This window comes from Paraburkholderia sediminicola (assembly GCF_046026855.1).
Lineage (GTDB): Bacteria > Pseudomonadota > Gammaproteobacteria > Burkholderiales > Burkholderiaceae > Paraburkholderia > Paraburkholderia sediminicola_A.
Genome location: NZ_JAQQET010000001.1, coordinates 271,064 through 293,017 on the forward strand (window position 1 = coordinate 271,064; position 21,954 = coordinate 293,017).

Here is a 21,954-nt window from a genome sequence, read left to right on the forward strand (position 1 = left end):
ATTAACCTTCGGGGAATCTGTGATGAGCCCGCGGCGGCCACTGCCTGCACCTGTCGCGCGCTCCCAGACAGCACCCCAGAATCCCAAGGAGACACCGTCATGAGTACCACCATCCCAAAGCCGCCGAAAGCGGCCGTCGCCGACAACCGTACTGCGCGCAGCCGGGCACGCAAGGCGGCGCTTGGCAGCTTCGTCGGCGCCGTGGTCGACTGGTACGATTTTCTGCTGTATGGCATTGTCGCCGCGCTCGTCTTCAACGCCGAGTTCTTCCCGAAGGTCAGCCCGGCGATGGGCACACTCGCCGCATTCGCGACCTTCGGCGTCGGCTTTCTGTTCCGGCCGCTCGGCGGCTTCGTGTTCGGCCACTACGGCGACCGGCTTGGACGCAAGCGCATGCTGGTCCTCACGGTGATGATGATGGGCCTTTCCACTGCGGCAATCGGCCTGTTGCCGGCCTTCTCCAGTATCGGCTGGTGGGCGCCGGTGCTGCTCGTGACCTTGCGCGCGATCCAGGGCTTCGCGGTCGGCGGCGAATGGGGCGGCGCGGCCTTGATGGCCGTCGAAAGCGCGCCGGAGAAGAAGAAGGCGTTTTACAGCAGCGGCGTGCAGGTCGGCTATGGCGTGGGTCTCGTGCTCTCGACCGGCCTGGTCGCGATCATCAGCCGCTCGATGGACAATGCGTCGTTCCTGAGCTGGGGCTGGCGCCTACCCTTCCTGTTCAGCGTGGTGCTGGTGCTGATCGCGCTGTGGATCCGCTCGAGCATGGAAGAATCGAAGGAGTTCGTCGAGAAAGTCGGCGAGCACGGTGAACGCAGCGTACGGCTGCCGATCGTCGAGGCATTGCTGAAGCACCCCAAGGCTTTCCTGCTGATCATCGCGCTACGGCTTGCCGAGTTGTTCACGATGTATATCGTGACCGCGTTCGCACTGAACTACTCGACCGCAAATCTTCACATGCCGCGCGAGTTCTTCCTCTCGATCGGCCTGCTGGTCGGCGCGGTGAGCTGCGTGACGATCCCTTGCTTCGCGTGGCTTGCGGACCGTTTCGGCCGCCGGCGTATCTATATCATCGGCGCGCTGATCGGCATGTTCAGCGCGGTGCCGTTCTTTCTCGCGCTCGAAGCCCGCTCGACGGTGTGGATCGTGATCTTCGCCGTCATGCTTGCCAACGTTGCCCACGACATGGTCGTGAGCGTGCAGCAACCGATGTTCACCGAACTGTTCGGCACCGAGTACCGCTACAGCGGCGCGGGCGTCGGTTATCAGGTGGCGAGCGTGGTGGGCGGTGGCTTCACGCCGTTTATCGCGGTGGCGCTGGTCGGCCTTGCCGGCGGCTCCTGGCATCCGGTGGCAGCCTATCTGGCAATCGGCTGCCTGATCTCGGTACTCGTGGCGGCGAGGATGAAGACCGGGCGCACGGTCGCCTGATTCTTGCTGATGACTGTTGCAGCGGGCCGGCCTGGCGTGGATGCCAATGCCGGCCCGTTTGTTTTCGGAGGGGTGAATTTTTGTGCTTCCCCCCATCTCCGCCTTCGCGCCAATTCCGTCGTCCAGCCCCCCCTGCATTCGGTAGTCCATTCCACGTGTTCATGTCGCATTGCCGCAATTCGGCAAATTACGGTCGCATTTCACCAGGCTAATGCCTTATGCATTTTCATCTCATATTGCAAAGGCTAAGTTCGCGTCCTATCGTTCGTCGCAGCAAGTTCCATATCAAAATTGCGCACGCGATATGAAATCAAAATACATATATCGCCGAAGCATGGATCTGCAATTTTTACGCCGCGGCACTCAAGCATTGAGTATGAAACGCCGATAACAAAGAATTCGTCACGGGAGACCGACCATGAGTAGTATCACCGAGCCGAATGACCAGTCAGGCTCTGCGCCATTCTTTTCCAAACAGGCCACCGTTGCGAAACCGGGCTTTTCGCGCTGGATGGTCCCGCCCGCGGCGCTCGCCGTCCACCTCTGTATCGGCCAGGCGTACGCCTTCTCAGTGTTCAACGGTCCGTTGACCAAAGTCATTGGCATTACGCAATCCGCCCCTGACGACTGGTCGCTGACGTCGCTCGGCTGGATCTTTTCGCTGGCGATCGTGTTCCTGGGTTTGTCGGCGGCGTTTGCCGGCAAATGGCTCGAACATGTCGGCCCGCGTCGCACGATGTTCACTGCGGCATGCTGCTTCGGCGGCGGCTTCCTGGTCTCCGCGCTTGGCGTGTATCTGCATCAGATCGTGCTGCTGTATCTCGGCTACGGCGTGATTGGCGGGATCGGACTCGGCCTCGGTTATGTGTCGCCAGTGTCGACGCTGATCCGCTGGTTCCCGGACCGTCGCGGCATGGCAACCGGCATGGCGATCATGGGCTTCGGCGGCGGCGCGATGATTGCAGCGCCTTTGTCGGTGGCGCTGATGAACCACTTCCGCAGCGCGACCAGCATCGGCGTAGCCGAGACGTTCGTCGTGCTCGGTATCGCGTACTTCATCTCGATGTCGATCGGCTCGCTCGCGATTCGCGTGCCGCCGGCGGACTGGAAGCCCGCCGGCTGGACGCCGCCCGCGACCAATCAGAAGAAAATGATTTCGCGTAATCATGTGGACATCGATCAGGCGTTGAAGACGCCGCAGTTCTATCTGATCTGGCTGGTGCTGTTCCTGAACGTGACGGCTGGCATCGGCATTCTCGGCCAGGCCTCGGTGATGATCCAGGAGAGCTTCAAGGACACCGTGACGGCTGCCGCAGCGGCTGGTTTCGTCGGTCTTCTGTCGCTGTTCAACATGGGCGGCCGTTTCGTATGGGCCTCGGCTTCGGACTGGATCGGCCGCAAGAACACCTACTTCATCTTCTTCGCGCTCGGCGCGGTGCTGTACTACCTCGTGCCCGGCTTCGCCGCATCCGGCCAGATCGCCCTGTTCGTGCTCGCGTACTGCGTGATCCTGTCGATGTACGGCGGTGGTTTCGCGACCGTGCCCGCCTACCTCGCGGACATGTTCGGCACTGCGTTCGTCGGCGGCATTCACGGCCGGCTGCTGACCGCCTGGGCAGCGGCAGGTGTCGCGGGTCCTGTGCTGGTGAATTACATCCGTGCGTACGAAGTGGCGCACGGCGTGGCAAAGGCGGATGCCTACACGATGACGATCCACATCATGGTTGTGCTGCTGGTGATCGGCTTCGTCTGCAACCTGCTGGTCAAGCGTGTCGACGACAAGCACCACATGACCGACGCACAACTCGCCAAAGGCGCCTAAGGAGACTCGCATGTCGACCGCTCAAGCCGTTCATCCGACCAACAAGGTCAAGCTCGCCGTCTTCTGGCTGTATGTGACGCTGCCGCTTGCATGGGGCGTGGTCAATACGCTCACGCAAGCGATGAAGCTGTTCAAGTAAGTGTTGCGCCACACCCCAACACGCGCGAACGTGCGGGGTGTGGGAAAAGCGTGTCGGCGCGCGCGAACTGCGCGCGCCCTCCTACCCTCCTTGCCCCGCTACCACTGGTACGCCGCACCGGCGCCGACTGTCGTCGTGGCAGAACTGATGCCTGCCCCGAGCTTCACCTTGAGGCTCTGCGTAACGCGCGCCGACAAACCGACCGCGACCGCCTGATACCCTCTATAGCCAGCCGTCCCGACACCGATCGCGAGATTCTTGTTCGCATCGACCTCAGGAACCATCGTCAACGCAATAGCGGACGCCGTGCCCGAATACGCGTTGCGCGCGATTTCATTCATGCCGCCCTGGAACTGCTGCATATTCACGGCGTCGCCGGGCGCCTGTCCCACCGCGACGTTCGTGATGCGGCGCTCGTTGCCGGACGAACCGACCGAAACCGTGTTCGACTGATCGGCAATCGAGCCCTCGCCAATCGCAACCGAGTTCGGCGCGCTCGCTCGTGCGCCACCACCGATCGCCACCGTACCGTTGCCGATCGCCTGCGCCGCATTGCCTGTACTGTTCACGGCGACATATGAGCTGCCGGTGACCTGACTATTCTTCACGGCCTGACCGAGGTTGCCGATCTGCTGATTGGTGTTCCAAAGTTGCGCGCCGGTCACCGCATCGCTACTGGTAGCCGAGACTTCGCCGTCCTGCAAGTTGGTAAGCGTGACCTTGGGCGCATTGGCTGCCGCGCCGCCGAGCGTCACCTTGTCGTGCGCGGAACTGTCGTACTGGACAGCGTTCGCCACCGACCCGCTAATGTTGCTGATCGTGGTTTGCAGTCCGGCAATATCGCTGGTGTTCTGTGTCACGCGACCGTCCAGATTGCTGATCGCGCTGCCAACGTTGTTCACGACCGTGCCACCCACGCTGTACGACGGCGCCGTCACCGAGCCGTCCGGATTGACCGTCGAGCCGCCGCCAAGCGCCACCGCCGTGCTCGCCGCGTGCGTATAGAGCTGCGCCCCGTTGATCGCATCGGTACTGCCAGCATTGACCGCACCAGGCGCCACACCGGTGAGCACCCGGTTGCCCGCGGTGCCGGCTATGTTGATCAGACTGCCGTCCGTCGTCGCGCCGACGTTGATGATGCGCGACACCGGATCTTGCGTGACGATGCCGATCCCGCCGGTCTCCATGTTTTGCTGCAAGGTGGTGAGCCCGCTGTCGAGCGAGCCGAGCGCGTCGCCGACGGTGGTCTGCGTGCTGCCCTGCATGTGATAGGTGGGACCGGTCAGCGAACCGTCGGCGTTGATCTGCGCGCCGCCGCCGAGCGCAGCCACGATCGGTTTGACCTGCCCGACATTGACCGCAGACGTATCCGTGGTGCCCGCGGCGATACCTGTCAGTTCGCGTGCGCCGCCCGTGCCGGTGAAATCGACACTGGCGCCGTCTGCGTCTTTAGCCACCGTGAGATTGCGCGACACCTGATCCTGCTGGACAAGGCCGATCTCGCCATTCGTGATCTGATTCGTGATGTTGCTCACGTCTCCCTCGATCGTCGTGGTGCGCCCGTCGAGGTTGGTGATCTGCGTGGTGTTATTCGTGACGCGCTGATCGAGGTCGGTGATGCTGCCGGTGTTGGCGGCGATGTCGCTGGCGTTCTGCGCCACCGCCTGATTGGTCGCGAACAGTTGCGAGCCGTTCACGGCGTCCAGACTGTCGGCTGCAAGCGTCCCGGCCTGTATGTTGGTGATCCGCACCGGGGTGCCGGGTTGACCGAAGGTCACGCTATCGTGCGCCGCCGAATCGTACTGGACCGCGTCCGCCGTAGCCGCTGCGCCCGTGATGGCCAGTGCGGACAGCGCCGAACCAACGTCGCTATAGGTTGCGCCTCCAACGGTGTACGTGGGCTTGGTGATCTGCCCGTCATCCGCAACGTCCGCGCCGCCGCCGATCCCGGCCAGCGCGCCTTTCAATTGCGCGATATTGACGGCGTCATGGCTCTGGATGCCGGCAGCGACGTTCACAATCTGACGTTGCAGCGTGCCGTTGCCTACCGAAATTACATTAGCGCGAGTAGCCGAGGAATCGGCGCCCAGCGCCACGGAGTCCGCGGCCGTGGCGCTCGCGCCGGAACCGAGCGCAATCGCCCTGCTCGCCTCTGTGGCAATGAACGCATTACTGCCCGCTGCGATGGAATCTTCCGCGTTGGTCTGAACGTTCGTGCCGATGGCCAGCGCGTTGGCATTCTGCACCTTCGCGAGATAACCGATCGCCACGCCATTGTCAGCGAAGTAATTGGTCGTAGCGTTTGCGCCCACAACCGTTGAATTCACCGCCAGCGCCCCTGCCCCGGAGCCCACCGCGGTGGCGCTATTCAATGCCGCTCCCGAACTCGCACCAACCGCCAGCGAGCCGTCACCCAAGGCGGTCGCCCCGACACCGACCGCCATGGCGTTCTCCCCATATAGCGCTGTCGTTGTCAAACCTGGCGTAATCACCGGACTAACGGCGATGTACTGGGTGACCGGTTCGTCGTCTGCTGAAGCCACAGCGCCCGCCCTCAGTAATGAGGCACTGTTCACCGTGGATGCAAGTGACTGCGGGGCGGACGCCAGCAAGCTGGCCGCCGCCCCGGCAGTCCCGTTCATAATCAAATTGAGCGGCGTCTTCGACGCGTTGTCATTCAGCGCGGACGCCGGACTCAACGTTCCAGCCAACGCCGCACAATCGCCATTGCTCACCCCGCATTCTTCAGCGCCCGCCGGCAGCGAAAACGTCAATGCACTCAATAATCCGGCGCCAGCGGCCACCATCACCCCCCGTGCCGACGCGCCCTTCGCGCCACGGCTCTTCGCCACCTCGGACGCAGCGACGTGCGTGCGGGTCGTTCTGTTCCAAACAGTCTTGTAGGTTTTATTCAACATTCCTCCCAGTCTTTCTTATCGACATGCGGTTACCAAGATTTTTCTTAAGATATCCTAAATATTTAACTCAACTGCAGAGAAACTTAAGAATGCATCGCACATTCACGGACGGACAAACGTGTCGCATCCAGTTTGCCGCCAGTTCAAGAAACAACGGATATACGTATGTAACTCAAAGGCCAAAAATTTAAGAATGCATCGCGCTTTCACCTGGTCAATAAACGCGACGTTCATAGTGTGCCGTCAGCTTTCAACGCGACGAATACGAAAACTCCTAAAAGCGATTTTTTAGCCTGAATAAGTACAAACGGCATACCCTGTTTAGGACGCAAAGTGCCAAACATCTTAGATAAGCCGAGATATTTTTAGGCCGTGTCAAGACACGCTCCTAACGTTTCTCAAGCCTCGAGGGCAGGCGTTAAGCCCACGGTGTGGCATTGTGCGTGACAGGGCTATCGAACGAGAAAAGTCAGCGTGCGGTCTGATGCCGCTCGCGGAGGGAGGCCGCCTAAGTGCCGAGGCGCATCGGAAACGTAATTCCGAAAATCGTTTCCTCGACTTGCTGCGTGAGCGGCGAAAGCAAGGTACTGCGCGCCACACTCAACGCGCCTGGAGTTGACTGAAAATCCTGCTCCGGAGGCAGGCCGTGAGCGGTTAGATCCGCCCCGGGCGCCTCCAGCGTGCTCGATTTATGCAGAGGAAATTAACCAGCGGCATGACGCGGCCCCTGCGGGCCATGCAGACACTGCATCGCCACCTTAGATCTTCTCGAACAGCACCTCTTGTGCGCCTTCCCACAACACCTTGGTGCCGAGTTCGCGCAGCTTTTCCTTGCCTTCGACGATGGTCAGGAAGTGATTGCCCGCGAGCTGGCCCAGCTTGCTTGCGAAGCAGCACGAACCGTACGCGAGAATAATCTCCGTTTCGCTATAACCGCCCGGATAGAACAGGATGTCACCAACCGACGGATGGCTCGTATGATTTTCGAAGCCGACCGCCACGCCGTCGTTTTCGAGTTTGAAGTCGCCAAGCGGAACCCAGCAGCCTTCGCCGCTCCAGCGCACGTGAATGATCTTCTGACGGTACGGCAGGAGCTTCAGAAAGGCTGCTACCGTTTGCGGCGCGTCAGGATGAGTTTCGGCGGTAAAAACATGGCCGCAGGAGGTGATTCGAAGTCGGGTCATCGCTAGGTATCCGGTGTGGCGGGTTGAGTGGAATGGTCGGTCAGACGCCGGCTAAAGCCAAGCCGTAGGCCCAATATTCTGTCGGCCGATGCAATGCTTCGACAGATACAATTGCCGCACAACTGGTCAGGCCAGTTGACCCAGTGGCCGCGGCTACCGCGCATCGAGCAGGCCACCGTTCGCCCACGGCAACCCGCCGCGACCCACCGCTGCCCCAGCAGGCACAACGATTTTCCGTTGCTCCAACTGCCCACATATTGAACCCGGCGATTCCAGGCGTGGTCGGAACAGCATCGAGGCCCGTGCGTGCCAGGTCGATCCCCCAGCGCGCCACGAAAGTTCGTAGTTTGCAAGGCGCGCAATGCACAGCAAACTGCGAAAAGTGCGTGATTCCCGTTTCGGCGATTCAATAAACTTTGCCCTCGACGACCCACCGCGACCGGCCTCGATACACTATGCCACGCGGCGGCCAGGCATTCCCGCGCTGCTCAGCGTCGACGCTGGCGAACGCCCGCGTGCCGTCAACCGTCTGTCGCCTGGGCATCGCAGCTGCGAGCCGCCCGCACGATCCAGCCGCGCAACCCGACTCTCAGCCGCGCAGGCGGTAGGCAAGCGGCGTCACGCCGTAGCCACGCTTGAACTGCACGGAAAAATGACTGGCGTTCTCGAAACCAACCGCAATGGCGATTTGCAGCACCGGCTGATCGGTGGCGCGCAGCAGCCTCGCGGCTTCCTCGAGCCGCAAGCGCGTGACAAGCTGGTGGGGCGTTTCACCGGTCTCGCGGCGGAACACACGAGCAAAATGAAAGCTGCTTAACCCGGCATGCGCGGCCAGTTCGCTAATGGCCAGATCGGCGGCAAGATTGGCGCGAATGTAATCGGTTACACGGCGAATGCGGCGCGGCACCAGGCGCTCGGGCTGCGGCGGCAGGCCGGTCCTCGCTTGACGGCCACGCGAGTAATGTTGCAGCAGATGAGCGGCGAGCGCGTGCGCCAGCGAGTCGACATACAGCCGCGAGTCGGCGGGGTCGCCCGCGGCGCGATGCAAGGCGCCGAGCATCGCGACGATCAGTGGATCGTGAAACTGCATCGCGTCGCCAAGCGACAGCTCGCGTGAGCCGCCCAGCTCCATCTGGTCGGCAACGCTGTCGATCAGGCTGCGCTCCAGGTGCAAATGGACGGTCGATAGCGGCTCATCGCTGATCGAATGCCAGCGCCACGAGATCGGTACGGGCGGCACGAACCAGACGTCGCCCACGCGCAGGTCGGCGCTCTCCCAGTGCCCGTTCAGGTTGCGCTCGAGGTGTTCGGCACCGCTGCCGAGCGTCATCAGCGTGACGTCCTGCAGGCCGGGCGCCTCCAGCAGTTCCTGCTCGGCCGGTTCGAGGTACGAGCGCAGCACCAGGTGCCGCCACGGGCGATCCACGCTCGACACCAGTTTCTGGCCCGCCATGTAGCGGTCGTAGGCGAGCGTCGTTGTCAGCTTTGGAATTTTTGCCATCACGTCTCTTTCTGGGAGGTCCCGTATGCACATGAACAAACCCTGTCACACCCGCGTCGCCGGTTAGAGGTCAGCGCAAGATCTCAAAAATGATAGCAAGGAACCGGCTACCGTAATATTTGGAAATAGTTAATCATCCAGGTTGTCGTCCATCACGCGTTTCGAACGCCGGAGCTACCGTTTCATGGAACACGAATGCGATACGCTGCCGCATTGGCTGACGGGTTCGCCGCAAGGCGAAGCCAGCCACGTGTCGGCGGCTTACAACTCAGTGGTTACTGCACAACCGGCTTACCCGGCCGGCACGCGGCAACCCGAGAAATCAGCCCACGCGGCTGAAGCATCCAGGGCATCCACCCGCACTGCATCAGGCATCGTGCCCGCGGGTTTCCTCACGCTCTTCACAGAAGAGGAGATTGGCACGCCCTCGCCCGCCGCGCGGCGGGCCGCACCAATAATCAGTCCGCTGGTGCGATTTGGCAGCGCGCAGGACCGCATCGAATTCGTGCGGCGGCGCATCAAGCAACTGGGCTTCGACTCGTTCAGCTATTCAGCCACGCGCACCACGGCGCATCACAAGACGATGTTCGTGCTGACCAGCTACGAGTCGCAGACATGGCTCACGCGCTATTTCCGCGAGCGTTATTTCGAGCTCGATCCGCGCGTTGCGCTGGCGTCGCCGACCGGCATGCCGCTCCTGTGGAACACCGCCGACATGCGCGCCGACCTGCCACGCGCGCAGATGCGTAGCGAGCGGCTCGGCGGGCTGATCGACATGCTGGAGGCCAACGGCCGCAAAAGCGGGATTCTTACGCAGATGCCGCTGCCCGAGCCGGAGCTGAGCGCGAGCCTGTGCTTCAACTCGGAGATCGGCAATCCGCGCTGGATGACGGAATCGATCGTGGCCGAAACACTGATGTTCGCGCACACGATCCACGAATTCATCTGGACGCACGCGAAAAGCGTGATCGGGATCGCGCCCGCGCAGCAGCAGCGCGTCACGCTGAGCGAATTGCAGCATGCGGTGCTGAAGGCAGTGGTGCAGGGGCAGCGCGACAAGGAAATCGCTTACTTCCTCGGGCTGTCGCCGCATAACGTCGACTACCACCTGCGGCGCCTGCGGCAGTTGTTTAACGTGCGCAACCGCGTGCAGTTGATCAATGTGGCACAGGGGTATGTGACGTAGGCGGGGTATCAAAGAGCGCTGCGGCCGGTGCGCATGTCGAGCCGGCCGGCCGCAGCAATGCCGCATCATGCGCGGCGTCGAACCTCAAACACTGCGCATGGTGCGCAGGCAATCCGCCGCGAGTTGCTGGTAAATCCGGGTTCCGGACGATTTCGCCACGATCTCGTCTTCGCTCAGGGCACGCACCACGCGCCCGGGCACCCCGGCCACCAGCATGCCCGCGGGCACCCGCCAGTCCTTCTTGACGAATGCGCAAGCGGCCACGATGCTCGCCGCGCCGAGCACGACGCCGTCCATCACAACAGCATGCATGCCGACCATCGTGTTCGGCTCCAAAGTCGCGCCGTGAATGATCGCGCTGTGCCCAATATGACTGTCGACGCCAAGCCAGCAGCTATTCGCCACGCCGGTATGCAGCACACAACTGTCCTGCACGTTGCTGCCGCACTCCACCACTACCGCACCGAAATCCCCACGCAAGCTCGCATGCGGGCCGATGTAACAGCAGGCGTCCACCGTCACGTCACCGATCAGCACAGCGCTCGGATGAACATAAGCCGACGGGTCGACGCGCGGCCGCTTGCCGTTGAACTCGTAGAACGCCATCGCGCTGCCGTCCCGGTTCAGTTCGCGTCTGCAAGCACGTGGTAGTCGTCCGCGCCCCAGTACGCGCGCATGCGCAGAATCTTCCCGGCGGCGTCGAAGTCCATCACGTCGGTCACGTCGATATGCGTGGGCCGGCCGTCTTGCGCCGCGATATGCACGCGAAAGCTGATCGACGCGCTATTGCCGTGCGAGCCGCGTGGCGGCGCCATCAACTCTAGCCGGGCGCCAAGCGACGTCGCATACGTATAGAAGGTTTCGATCTCGCTTTTACCCTCTTTTAGCGGCGTGCCGACCGGGTCTTCGACGCTCGCGTTATCGGCAAACAACGCCACGACACGTGCAGCGTCGGCCGCATTGAATGCCTCGATATAGTCGACGAGGCGCGCCTTCATGTTTTCACTGGTGTTCATCCTTCCTCCTAGCGCGCGGTATAGCCGCCGTCGATCACCAGCTCCGTGCCCGTCACATAGCGGCCGGCCGGCGACACCAGATAGAGAATGCCTGCCGCGATATCCTGCGGATCGCCGATCTTCGCGAGCGGCACCAGCGTTTTCATATGCGCGAAAATCTGCTCCGGGTCGCCGAGTTTTTCGAATGCCTCTTCCAGCAACGGCGTGCGGATGAAGCCGGGATGCACGGAATTCGCACGGATATTCTGCGTGGCGTACAGCATTGCGTCGGTCTTCGCCATCAGCCGCACCGCACCCTTCGAGGCGTGATACGCCGGCACGTCCGGCCCACCGACCAGCCCATACATCGACGACAGATTCACGATTGAGCCGCCGCCCGCCGTCAGCAGGTGCGGAATCGCGTACTTGGTGCAGAGGAATACGCCCGTCACATTGACGTCGATGACCTTCTGCCATTGCTGCAGCGTCATTTCGTGCGTGGGCAGATTCGCGCCTTCGATACCCGCGTTGTTCACCAGCGCGTCGAGCCGTCCAAAGCGCGTGGCGATTTCGCCGAACACGCGCTGCACGTTGTCTTCCTGCGTGACGTCCATCTTCCAGAACGCCGCGCGGCCACCCGATTCATTGATTTCGGCGACCAGTTGCTCGCCCTGTTCGGTCAGCACGTCGAGCACCGCGATCGCGGAACCGGCCGCCGCCAGGGTGCGCGCTGTCTGCGCTCCAATGCCGCGCGCGCCGCCCGTGATGGCGGTCACTTTGCCGCTCATGTCGAACAGTTGATGGGGAAATGTCATACCGTCTCCGTAATGTTGTAGTTGGGGTTTCTGCGCCGCGCGGCCTTGCGTCTGCCGCGCCCGACACGCCGATCATGCCCGGCGCGCCGCACCCGAAGCATGCCTCAAGCGGCGCGCCGCTCCGCGAGAAATTCCAGACATTCGCGATTGAAATACCGCCGATGCTCGACCATCACCCAGTGGCCACAGCGATTCATCAGTACAAAGCGCGCGTCGGCGCAGTGTTCGAGAAAACGCATCGCGCCGCTGACCGGATTGAAGCGGTCGTCCGTGCCCCAGAAACCCAGCACGGGGCATTTGAGTTCGCCGAGCCGTTCCGTCAGGTTGGGTACGCGCATTGTCGAAAGCACTTCCGGCGGCTGCTGCTCGCACACGGAGAGACGCTCTTCAACCAGCGCGTCGGTGACGAGGCTGCGATCGAACACCAGCAGTTCGAGCAATTGCCGCATCGTCAGGCGGTTCATCTGACGGTTCGTGAAGAGCGACACCATCTTCTGGATGCCCTCCATCTTGAAGTAGGTCTCGCGCTCCTCGACGCCGCCCGGCGCCATCATGATCAGGCTGTCGACGTCGTCGGGATAGTCGAGCGCGTATTGCAACGCGATCGCGCCACCGAGCGAATTGCCGAGCAAGGTTGCCCGGCCGATGCCGTTCGCAGTGAGCTGCGCGCGCAGCGCGCTAACGAAGAAGTCGAGCGTGTAATTCACGTCCGCGGGTTTCGACGATGCGCCGTAACCCGGCAGATCGACCACGATCGCCCGGTGACCCGCTGCGGCGAACTGCGGATAGTTATGCCTGAAGTTGCTGAAGCCGCTCGCGCCAGGGCCGCTGCCATGAATGAATACAACAGGCGCGCCGCTGCCGGCTTCAAAGTGATGCAGTGTCAGGCCGCCGGGGACTTCCGTGAAAACCCCCTTGGGCGCCTGCATGGTCGGCGGCGCGCTGCCGGACTTACTATGCGCGTCGGCGTGTTGGGATTCGGTGGGCGTTGCGTTCATGCGCGCTTGTCTCCTGTCTCGCGCCGCGCTCTTCGGCGCGGCAGATTGTGTGAGGGTCGCCAGCGAAAACATCATCGCTTCGAATCCACAGCGGGACATCGTCTTTTCAGACTACGAGGCAAAGCTGCATTTCTCCTACCATCGGCCCCACATGAACAGAGAGAGATAGCGGCAATGACAGGGTTCGATTTCAGCGGCAAGGTGGTGCTGGTAACGGGCGGCACCAAAGGGATCGGCGCGGCTATCGCGCAAGCGTTCAACGATGCTGGGGCAACGGTGTACGTGTGCGGACGCACGCCGCCTGCGAGCGTGGCGGCAGGCTCCGAGGCGGGTTTGCATGATGGCTTCCGCGCGGGTTCGTCTACGGGTTCGCGCAAGGACTTGCACAAAGGTCTTCCTGAGAAAGCCCCCCGCTTCATTGCCGCGGATGTGCGCGACATCGACGCAATCGACGCCCTCCTCGCGCAGATCGAACGCGAAGCCGGCCGGCTCGATGTGCTTGTCAGCAACGCGGGGGGCGCCCCGTTCGCGCTCGCCGCGCAAGCTTCGCCGCGCTTCACCGAAGCGGTCATCCGTCTGAACCTGCTGGCGCCGCTGCAAATCGCACAACGTGCGAATGCGCTGATGCAACAGCAACCGGAAGGTGGCGTCTTGCTGTTCATCGGCAGCGTGAGCGGTTTGCGGGCGTCGCCGGGAACCGCAGCTTATGGCGCAGCGAAAGCCGGCCTGCTGAATGCCGTGCGCTCGCTCGCGGTGGAATGGGCGCCCAAAGTTCGCGTGTGCGCGGTGAGCCCAAGTCTCGTCGAAACCGAAGCGGCCACTAGCGGCCACACGGGCACATCCCCGGCAGAAGAACACGCTGCACTCGACAACATCGCCGCGACCATTCCCGCAGGCCGTCTTGCCAAACCCGGCGATATCGCGTCCGCGTGCCTGTTCCTCGCCTCATCGCACGCCGCCTATGCATCGGGCAGCAACCTGATCCTCGAAGGCGGTGGCGAAGTGCCCGCCTTTCTCGCGGCCACCGGTCTGCACAAGGCGTTCGCCACGAAGTCCTAGACACTTTCGCACGCGCACACCTCGCTTCCCTGGGGCAAGCGACTAGTCCGTTTTGACGATTCTCGCGCCGCACGTGCCCCCTAACCTCTGATCACAACAAATTTCAGACGTGACCACAGAGGAGACAGGATGCAGATCAACAGAACACAAGAGCGCGCACCAGCGCTGCGCGCGGTGTGCGCGGCATGCAGACTCGCCGTGCTGACAGCGGCGTCGGCAGCAACGATGACGACGTTCGCCACGCCGGCTTACGCGGGCGACACCGTCAATCTCGGCGTGGACACCACGCTCGATTACACCTTCACGCTCGGCTACGGCCTGGGGATGCGCACGCGCGCGCCGAGTGGCAATCTGCTGACGCCGGAGAACATCAACGGCGATGACGGCGACCGCAACTTCGCGAAGAACAAGCTGATCGAGAATCAGGTGAGCCTGCTCGGCGAAGTGAACCTCAAGCACGACGACTGGGGTGTTTTCGTGCGAGCCGACACGTTCTACGACCAGGCGTATCAGCACTCGAACTACAACGACGCACCCGGCACGGTGAATCACAGCGGCGTCTACAACAACTTCACCGAACAGGCGAATTACTGGGCTGGCGGGCGCACCCAACTGCTCGCGGCTTACGTCTACAACACGTTCAGGCTGGGTGGCACCAGTCTGAACGTGAAGGTTGGCGATCAGGTGGTGGCCTGGGGCGAGAGCGTGTTCTTCCCCAACATTGCCGGTGCGCAGGGCCCCGCAGACGCCACCAAATCGTTCGTCGCCGGCGCCGAGGTGAAAGACGTCCTGTTGCCGGTTCCGCAAATTTCGACGCAGTGGCAGATCGCGCCGAACTTCAGCCTGCTCGGCTACTACCAGTTTTCCTTCCAGCCGAATCAGCTGAGCGCGCCGGGCAGCTATATGAGCTACTCGGACGTGGTCGGCCCCGGTGCCGAATACATTATCGGACCGGGCGGCATGCAGATCCCGCGCGGTCCCGACATTCGCCCGGGTAACAGCGGTCAATGGGGTCTCGGCGCACGCTGGCGCGTATTCGGCGACACCGAAATCGGCGCGTACTACCTGCACTACAACGACATGAATCCGAGTGTCGTGACGACCTACTTCCCCACGCTTGAGTACCAGCAGAAGTACTTCGACAACATCAAACTCACCGGCCTGAGTTTTTCAACCGACCTGAACGGCGTGAACGTGGCCGGCGAAACGTCCTATCGGCAAGGCGCCGCCGTGCTGGTGAACACCCCTGCCGGTGCGCAATCGACACGTGGTGACGTCTGGCAGTCGAATCTCTCCGCGATCTATTCGATCGGACCGACGTTCCTCGCCGCCTCGCAAACCCTGGTCGGCGAAGTCTCGTATGTGCACGCCGGCAACATCACGCCGCTACTCGGCTCGTCGACGATCGCCAACACGCGTAATTCCGCCGCCTTCGAAGTGGCATGGACGCTCAGCTACAAGAACGTCTTCAACGGCTGGGACGTCGACGTGCCGATCACCTATGCCGACGATTTCACCGGCAAGTCGGCGCTTGCCGGCGCGCTCGGTTCGATGACCGGCGTGGGCGACCACCGCGTCACCGTCGGCGTGAACTTCACGCGTCTGAGCAACCTGAAACTCGCCCTCGTCTACGCGAAATTCCTCGGCAGCCCGGACCCGACCAATCGCCCGCTCGCGGATCGCGACTACGTGCTCGCTACCGCGACTTACTCGTTCTGATGCTGCGCACCGAGCTTGTTGAGCGCCTTGTGCTTCAGGCGCTTTGCAGCATGCATCACCCTTTGAATCAGCCGTCTTTTTACTGCAAGAGGATTTGGTCATGAGTCGAATTTTCAATCCCGTATTGCGTGTCTGCGTGCTCGCGGCAGGTGCCGCGCTCGCCGCCGCACAAGGCGCTCCGTCGTTCGCCAAAACCAGCCCGGAAGATCTCGCCAAGCTCGAAGGCCCGCTCACGCCGATGGGCGCCGAGCGCGCGGGCAACGCCGACGGCACGATCCCCGCCTGGAGCGGCAAATGGGTCGGCACGCCGCCGGGCGTCGACTACAAGCCGGGCCAGCGCTTCCCCGATCCGTATGCGAACGAGAAGCCGCTGTTCGTGATCACCGCACAAAACATGCAGCAATACGACGCGCGTCTCACCGACGGCGAGAAGGCCCTGCTCAAGAAGTATCCGGACAGCTTCAAGATTCCCGTCTATCCGAGCCACCGCGATTTCAGCTATGGCGACGCCGTGTACAAGAACATCCGCCTGTACGCGCTCAACACCACGATGACGAAAGACCAGAACGGCCTGAAGGATTTCCCGCCAGTCACGCCGTTCCCGGTGCCGAAAAACGGCGTCGAGGCGATGTGGGATCTGCGTTTTGCATCAGCGATCGAAGGCGAAACCGCGACTTACGACCAGGCCGTGGTCTACCCGGACGGCAATATCGCATGGGGCAAGGTGCAATACGCGATTTACGGACCGCGCAGCGCGGAGCATTTCGATCCGAAGAACGCACTGAACGCGAAGAGCTTCTTCCGTCAGACCACCATGCTGCCGCTTTCCGATCGCGGCACGATCATCACCGGCTATGAGATGTGGGATCAGGAGGGCTCCGACACCCGCCGCACCTGGTCGTATAACCCGGGCACGCGACGCGTGCGCCAGGCGCCTGAGTTCGGCTTCGACCAGCCCGAAGGGCCTGGTGGCTTTCGCACCGTCGACGATGATCGCCTCTTCAACGGTTCGGGCGAGCGTTACGACTGGAAGATCATCGGCAAACGCGAAGTGTATGTGCCGTACGACAACTACAAGCTGATGGACCCGTCGATCAAATACACCGATCTGCTGACCAAGGGCCATGAGAACACGCAGTACATGCGCTTCGAACTGCACCGCGTGTGGGTGTTGCAGGCCACGCTCAAGTCCGGCTATCGCCATCAATACGCGAAACGGGTGCTGTATCTCGACGAGGACACGTGGAACGCAGTCGCCGCCGACAACTACGACGCCCGCGGCACGCTGTGGCGCACCAACTTCGCCCCGACGCTGTATGCCTACGACGCCAAATCGTTCTACTCGACCGCTGTGTTCTATCACGACCTGATCTCGGGCGCCTATTACGCGGACCGTCTGGCGAATCAGGAACCGATGCCGGTGCTCACACGTGGCTCGCAAATGACCGAAGCGTTTTTCTCACCCGACGCGATTCGTGGCGCGGGCAACTGATTTCGTTGCGTCTCTGTTAAAGCCAAAGCCGGGGACGAGTTCAGGTTCTGCCCCGGCGCTTTACTCTTTCTATTTTCGCTCGCCATGACTTCGACACTTCACGCCACACTCGGCGACGAGCTTTACCACGCATGGCGCGAACGCGCGCCGATTGCACCGTTCTCGGCGCGCGCCGGCGGTTTGCCGCTCGCCGACGCCTACCGTGTGCAGCAACACTTCGTCGCGCGCCGCATCGAAGCGGGTGAAACCATTGTCGGCAAGAAGATCGGCGTGACGAGCCAGGCCGTGCAGGACATGCTCGACGTACGCCAACCCGACTTCGGCGTGCTGCTTTCCGGCATGCACTACGTCGCCGGCGAGGACATCCCGATCGCGAAGCTGATCGCGCCGCGCGCGGAAGGCGAAATAGCGTTTTATCTGGAGCACGATTTGCGCGGCCCGGGCATCACCCGGGACGCCGTGCTTGCCGCGACGGAAGCAGTCGGCGCGTGCTTCGAGATTGTCGATTCGCGCATCCGCGACTGGGCGATCCGCATCGGCGACACGGTGGCCGACAACGCGTCATGCGGCGTCTACGTGCTAGGCGATGAACGCGTCGCACCTGACTCGCTCGATCTCGCCGCTTGCCGCATGACCCTCGACAAGAATGGTACGCGCGTAGCGGAAGGGCTCGGCGCTGCCGCGCTGGGTCACCCGGCCGACGCAGTCGCGTGGCTCGCGAACACGCTGGGCGAACTCGGCGTGCCGTTGCTCGCCGGAGAAGTCGTGCTGTCGGGTTCCCTGGCGGCATTGATTCCCGTTGCGTGTGGCGACCAGTTGCACATGCGGATTGAAGGCATCGGCAGTTGTTCCGTGCGCTTCATCTGACCGTTTGACTGTCTTTTCCTTGAGGATGCATTGAATGAGCAAGATCAAATGCGCGTTGATCGGGCCCGGCAATATCGGCACCGATCTGCTGTACAAATTGCGCCGCAGCGCGGTGCTCGAACCCGTCTGGATGGTCGGCGTCGACCCGGACTCCGACGGCCTCGCACGCGCCCGCGAAATGGGACTGAAGACGACCGCCGACGGCATTGACGGCTTGCTGCCGCATCTTGCCGCCGACGATATCCGCATCGCCTTCGACGCGACCTCCGCATATGTGCACCGCGAGCACTCCGACAAACTGACCGCGCGTGGCGTACGCGTGATCGACCTGACGCCCGCTGCAATCGGCCCGTTCTGCGTGCCACCGGTCAACCTCGCTGCGCAGATCGACCAGCTGGCCATGAACGTCAACATGGTCACGTGCGGCGGCCAGGCCACGATTCCGATGGTGTACGCAGTGTCGCGCGTGCAGCGCGTGGTGTATGGCGAAATCGTCGCGACTGTGTCGTCGCGTTCGGTCGGTCCCGGCACGCGCAAGAACATCGACGAGTTCACGCGCACCACGTCACGCGCGATCGAACAGATCGGCGGGGCGGCGGTAGGCAAGGCGATCATCGTGATCAATCCGGCCGAACCGCCGCTGATCATGCGCGACACGATCCATTGCCTGACTGAAACCGATCCGGATATCGAAGCGATTACGGCCTCGGTGCACGCAATGATCGACGAAGTACGCCAATACGTGCCTGGGTATACGTTGAAAAATGGCCCGGTGTTCGATGGCCGCCGCGTGTCCGTGTTCATGGAAGTTGAAGGCCTCGGCGACTACCTGCCGAAATATGCCGGCAACCTCGACATCATGACCGCCGCCGCCGCGCGTACCGCCGAACTGTTTGCCCAACAGATGCTTGCCGCATCGCCCGCCACCGCGTGAGGAGCCGACTATGTCTTTAGCAGGAACCCGAATTACCGTACACGACATGACCTTGCGTGACGGCATGCATCCCAAGCGCCATCAGATTTCACTTGACCAGATGTGCTCGATTGCGCGCGGACTCGACGCTGCCGGCGTGCCCTTGATCGAAGTGACCCACGGCGACGGCCTGGGCGGCGCATCGGTCAACTATGGTTTCCCGGCGCATACCGACGAAGCCTATCTGAGCGCCGTGATTGCCGAAGTGAAGCAGGCCAAGGTATCTGCCCTGTTGCTGCCGGGCATCGGTACGGTCGAGCATTTGCGCATGGCGCACGATCTCGGCGTGCATACGATCCGTGTGGCGACGCACTGCACCGAAGCAGACGTATCCGAGCAGCACATTGGTCTCGCGCGCAAGCTGGAGATGGATACTGTCGGCTTTCTGATGATGGCGCACATGTCGCCGCCCGAGCAACTTGTCAGCCAGGCGAAGCTGATGGAATCGTATGGGGCGAACTGTATCTACATCACCGATTCGGCCGGTTATATGCTGCCCGACGATGTGACCGCGCGCATCGGTCTAGTTCGCGCTGCGTTAAAGCCCGAAACCGAGCTGGGTTTTCACGGACATCACAATCTTGCGATGGGCGTCGCCAATTCGATTGCGGCTATTGCTGCCGGCGCCAATCGTATCGATGCGGCTGCTGCGGGGCTTGGTGCCGGCGCGGGAAATACGCCGATGGAAGTTTTTATCGCCGTGTGCGAGCGGATGGGGATTGAGACTGGCGTTGATGTTTTCGGGATTTCGGATGTTGCCGAGGATCTTGTGCTGCCGATTATGGATGCGCCTATTCGGATTGATCGCGATGCGTTGACGCTTGGGTATGTTGGTGTTTATTCGTCGTTTTTGTTGTTTGCCAAGCGGGCTGAAGCGAAGTATCGGGTTCCGGCGCGGGATATTCTTGTTGAGATGGGGAGGCAGCGGCTTGTCGGTGGGCAGGAGGATATGATTGAAGATACGGCGTTGACGCTTGCTCGGGAGCGGGGGGTTTTGGTGTAATTTTGTTTTTTTGCCTGCGCGGCGCTTGGGTGTTTTTTTATGGCGTTGGCCTTTCCTTGTTTTCTCAGTGGTCTATTAGCGTTCGCCCCTGTGCGGGGCAGGCACCTACTTTTCTTTGCCTGCTGCAAAGAAAAGTAGGCAAAAGAAAGCAGCTCACACCGCTAGCGCATAAGCGGGTCCCCCGCACAGTCGCGGTAGTGGTGCATCTGGAATCTGTGTTCTCGCACACTCCGCGTCAGTGACAAGGCCGTCATGCTTCCCGCCTCGCACTACGTGCTCGCCGGAACAGTTCATCGAAAACATGGGGCCCTGTTCTGGCGTGGTGGGTGCCATTGGCTTCGCCTCGCCAAGAATAGCGCTACACGGGAAACCAGTGCTTCATTTTCGAACGGCGAGCGCCATCGGTTTCGCCTCGATGAGAACAACGCGAGACGGGAAACCAGAGGCTTCGTTTGCGAGCGGCGAGTGCCATTGGTTTCGCCTCGGCGCGACGTAATGTCCGGTTACCTGGCCGTGAGATGCGCAAGTGCATGGTAGTTCAAACCCGATCTTCGAGTGAGGCGTCGGTACCCCGTAGCGCGTGAGACGATGAACCATTGCGCAGATCTGACGGCAGGCGCAAAAACAAGCAGACGGTTCGGGAAACAGGCTTCGGCGCGCGCAGCGCCGCCGGAAGAATGACTGCCTTGTCACTGACGCAGAATGTGCGAAAACACAGATTCCAGATGCACCACTACCGCGACTGTGCGGGGAACCCGATTATGCGCTAGCGGTGTGAGCTGCTTTCTTTTGCCTACTTTTCTTTGCAGCAGGCAAAGAAAAGTAGGTGCCTGCCCCGCACAGGGGCGACGCTAATAAACCGATAACAAATCAAGGAAAGGCCAACGCCATAGGCAGACAGGAAAGCGCCACGCAGGCAACCAAAATCAACCAAACTACAAACCTCAAAAACACAACCATGAAACACAACCCATATAGACCGGCAGCAATAGCTGCCCTGCTATCAGCAATAGCCCTAACAGCAACAGCACAACCCACCGCCGAAGGCAAACAAACCGACACCTACATCCAGATGGGAAAAATCCAGAACACCCGCGACCTGGCGGGCCTGACAACACCAGATGGCCAGCAAATCCAACCCGGCCGCCTCTACCGTAGTGGCAACCCGGCCTTCGCCACACCGACCGACATCGAAAAACTCAAGGCAATGCACCTGGACGTCGTGCTGGACTTCCGCGCTGCAAGCGAAAAGAAACCCGCCGAACAGGCCTTCGCCTCCCAATTCCCCTGGCAAGCCGACCCGGTGCTAGCTGGAAACCTCTCGCCCGAAGCGATCATTCCAATGCTCAAGCGCTCCACTCCAGCGCAGATGCATCAATTCATGGTCTCGCTTTACAGGCAATTTCCCAGCGACTACCAACCGCAATTCGGCCGTTTTCTGAAGCTGGCGGAAGAAGACAAAACCATCCTCTATCACTGCACCGCAGGTAAAGACCGCACGGGTTTCGCCACCGTCCTGCTGCTGTCCGCGCTAGGCGTCGATCGTGCAACCGTGATTGCCAACTACCTGGAATCGAACCGCTATAACGCGACAGGTAACGCACAAGCAACCGCGCAACTGCAAAAGATCGGCATCGCGCCCGACGTGCTGGCGCCACTGCAGGCCGTCGATCCCGACTACATTGGCGCGGCAATGGAAGTCATCGATCAGCAATACGGCGGCATGCAGCACTACCTCGTCGACGTCCTCCACGTGAATACGGCGAAGATTCGCCAGAATTATCTCGAGGCAACGCCGTCCGTCACTGCGAATCCCTGAGCCCATAAAAGGCACGGCATTTCTGGCCTCCCGCGC

18 protein-coding genes are annotated in these 21,954 nt (G+C 61.6%); 11 read left to right on the forward strand and 7 right to left on the reverse strand.

Annotation, left to right across the window (positions count from 1 at the left end; genetic code table 11):
* Positions 1 to 99: 99 nt before the first annotated feature.
* From shiA to PQR40_RS01190, 3 genes are all read left to right on the forward strand, one after another.
* Positions 100 to 1,428, forward strand: a complete 1,329-nt coding sequence (gene shiA, locus PQR40_RS01180; protein ID WP_408237286.1) for a shikimate transporter — start codon at positions 100 to 102, stop codon at positions 1,426 to 1,428.
* 418 nt (positions 1,429 to 1,846) lie between these two features.
* Positions 1,847 to 3,250 (forward strand): L-lactate MFS transporter, encoded by a 1,404-nt coding sequence (locus tag PQR40_RS01185; RefSeq protein WP_408237289.1) that lies wholly within the window; start codon positions 1,847 to 1,849, stop codon positions 3,248 to 3,250.
* A gap of 10 nt (positions 3,251 to 3,260) precedes the next feature.
* On the forward strand, positions 3,261 to 3,389 hold the full coding sequence (locus tag PQR40_RS01190) for an MFS transporter small subunit (RefSeq protein ID WP_408392432.1): 129 nt from the start codon (positions 3,261 to 3,263) through the stop codon (positions 3,387 to 3,389).
* Between the two features lie 98 nt (positions 3,390 to 3,487).
* Here the strand turns inward: PQR40_RS01190 and PQR40_RS01195 are convergent, their stop codons facing one another.
* The 3 genes from PQR40_RS01195 to PQR40_RS01205 all read right to left on the reverse strand — a co-directional run bounded on the left by PQR40_RS01195 (position 3,488) and on the right by PQR40_RS01205 (position 8,992).
* Positions 3,488 to 6,307: a YadA-like family protein gene (locus PQR40_RS01195; protein WP_408340513.1), complete on the reverse strand. Its 2,820-nt coding sequence runs from the start codon at positions 6,305 to 6,307 to the stop codon at positions 3,488 to 3,490.
* Positions 6,308 to 7,065: 758 nt separating this feature from the next.
* On the reverse strand, positions 7,066 to 7,491 hold the full coding sequence (locus PQR40_RS01200; RefSeq protein WP_054042606.1) for a DUF3830 family protein: 426 nt from the start codon (positions 7,489 to 7,491) through the stop codon (positions 7,066 to 7,068).
* Positions 7,492 to 8,080: 589 nt separating this feature from the next.
* Positions 8,081 to 8,992, reverse strand: coding sequence for a helix-turn-helix domain-containing protein (locus PQR40_RS01205; protein WP_408228063.1), 912 nt, complete (start codon positions 8,990 to 8,992; stop codon positions 8,081 to 8,083).
* Positions 8,993 to 9,176: 184 nt separating this feature from the next.
* Between PQR40_RS01205 and PQR40_RS01210 the strand changes: the two genes are divergently transcribed.
* Positions 9,177 to 10,178: a helix-turn-helix transcriptional regulator gene (locus PQR40_RS01210; RefSeq protein WP_408340511.1), complete on the forward strand. Its 1,002-nt coding sequence runs from the start codon at positions 9,177 to 9,179 to the stop codon at positions 10,176 to 10,178.
* Positions 10,179 to 10,262: 84 nt separating this feature from the next.
* On the opposite strand, the gene PQR40_RS01215 is transcribed toward PQR40_RS01210, so the two are convergent.
* From PQR40_RS01215 to PQR40_RS01230, 4 genes are all read right to left on the reverse strand, one after another.
* Positions 10,263 to 10,784 (reverse strand): LbetaH domain-containing protein, encoded by a 522-nt coding sequence (locus tag PQR40_RS01215; protein ID WP_408508246.1) that lies wholly within the window; start codon positions 10,782 to 10,784, stop codon positions 10,263 to 10,265.
* A 17-nt stretch (positions 10,785 to 10,801) separates the two neighbouring features.
* Complete coding sequence (locus PQR40_RS01220; RefSeq protein WP_408228054.1) at positions 10,802 to 11,194, reverse strand: nuclear transport factor 2 family protein; 393 nt, start codon at positions 11,192 to 11,194, stop codon at positions 10,802 to 10,804.
* A gap of 8 nt (positions 11,195 to 11,202) precedes the next feature.
* Entirely contained in the window at positions 11,203 to 11,988 is a 786-nt protein-coding gene (locus tag PQR40_RS01225; RefSeq protein ID WP_408228051.1) for an SDR family NAD(P)-dependent oxidoreductase, read from the reverse strand.
* A 104-nt stretch (positions 11,989 to 12,092) separates the two neighbouring features.
* Positions 12,093 to 12,917 carry an alpha/beta fold hydrolase gene (locus PQR40_RS01230; RefSeq protein ID WP_408340535.1) on the reverse strand — a complete coding sequence of 275 codons (825 nt, stop codon included), beginning with the start codon at positions 12,915 to 12,917 and terminating at the stop codon, positions 12,093 to 12,095.
* A 243-nt stretch (positions 12,918 to 13,160) separates the two neighbouring features.
* Here PQR40_RS01230 and PQR40_RS01235 point away from each other — a divergent pair, with 243 nt between their 5' ends.
* From PQR40_RS01235 to PQR40_RS01265, 7 genes are all read left to right on the forward strand, one after another.
* Entirely contained in the window at positions 13,161 to 14,045 is an 885-nt protein-coding gene (locus PQR40_RS01235) for an SDR family oxidoreductase (protein ID WP_408340507.1), read from the forward strand.
* Between the two features lie 129 nt (positions 14,046 to 14,174).
* Positions 14,175 to 15,764 carry a DUF1302 domain-containing protein gene (locus PQR40_RS01240; RefSeq protein ID WP_408508247.1) on the forward strand — a complete coding sequence of 530 codons (1,590 nt, stop codon included), beginning with the start codon at positions 14,175 to 14,177 and terminating at the stop codon, positions 15,762 to 15,764.
* A gap of 100 nt (positions 15,765 to 15,864) precedes the next feature.
* A complete protein-coding gene (locus PQR40_RS01245) occupies positions 15,865 to 17,256 on the forward strand; it encodes a DUF1329 domain-containing protein (protein ID WP_408508248.1) in 1,392 nt (463 codons plus the stop codon).
* Positions 17,257 to 17,340: 84 nt separating this feature from the next.
* Positions 17,341 to 18,123: a 2-oxopent-4-enoate hydratase gene (dmpE, locus tag PQR40_RS01250; RefSeq protein ID WP_408392444.1), complete on the forward strand. Its 783-nt coding sequence runs from the start codon at positions 17,341 to 17,343 to the stop codon at positions 18,121 to 18,123.
* Positions 18,124 to 18,157: 34 nt separating this feature from the next.
* Complete coding sequence (locus tag PQR40_RS01255; protein ID WP_408508249.1) at positions 18,158 to 19,057, forward strand: acetaldehyde dehydrogenase (acetylating); 900 nt, start codon at positions 18,158 to 18,160, stop codon at positions 19,055 to 19,057.
* 10 nt (positions 19,058 to 19,067) lie between these two features.
* Positions 19,068 to 20,099, forward strand: a complete 1,032-nt coding sequence (dmpG, locus tag PQR40_RS01260) for a 4-hydroxy-2-oxovalerate aldolase (RefSeq protein WP_408508250.1) — start codon at positions 19,068 to 19,070, stop codon at positions 20,097 to 20,099.
* Between the two features lie 826 nt (positions 20,100 to 20,925).
* Positions 20,926 to 21,918, forward strand: a complete 993-nt coding sequence (locus tag PQR40_RS01265; protein WP_408508251.1) for a tyrosine-protein phosphatase — start codon at positions 20,926 to 20,928, stop codon at positions 21,916 to 21,918.
* The last annotated feature ends 36 nt before the right edge of the window (positions 21,919 to 21,954 follow it).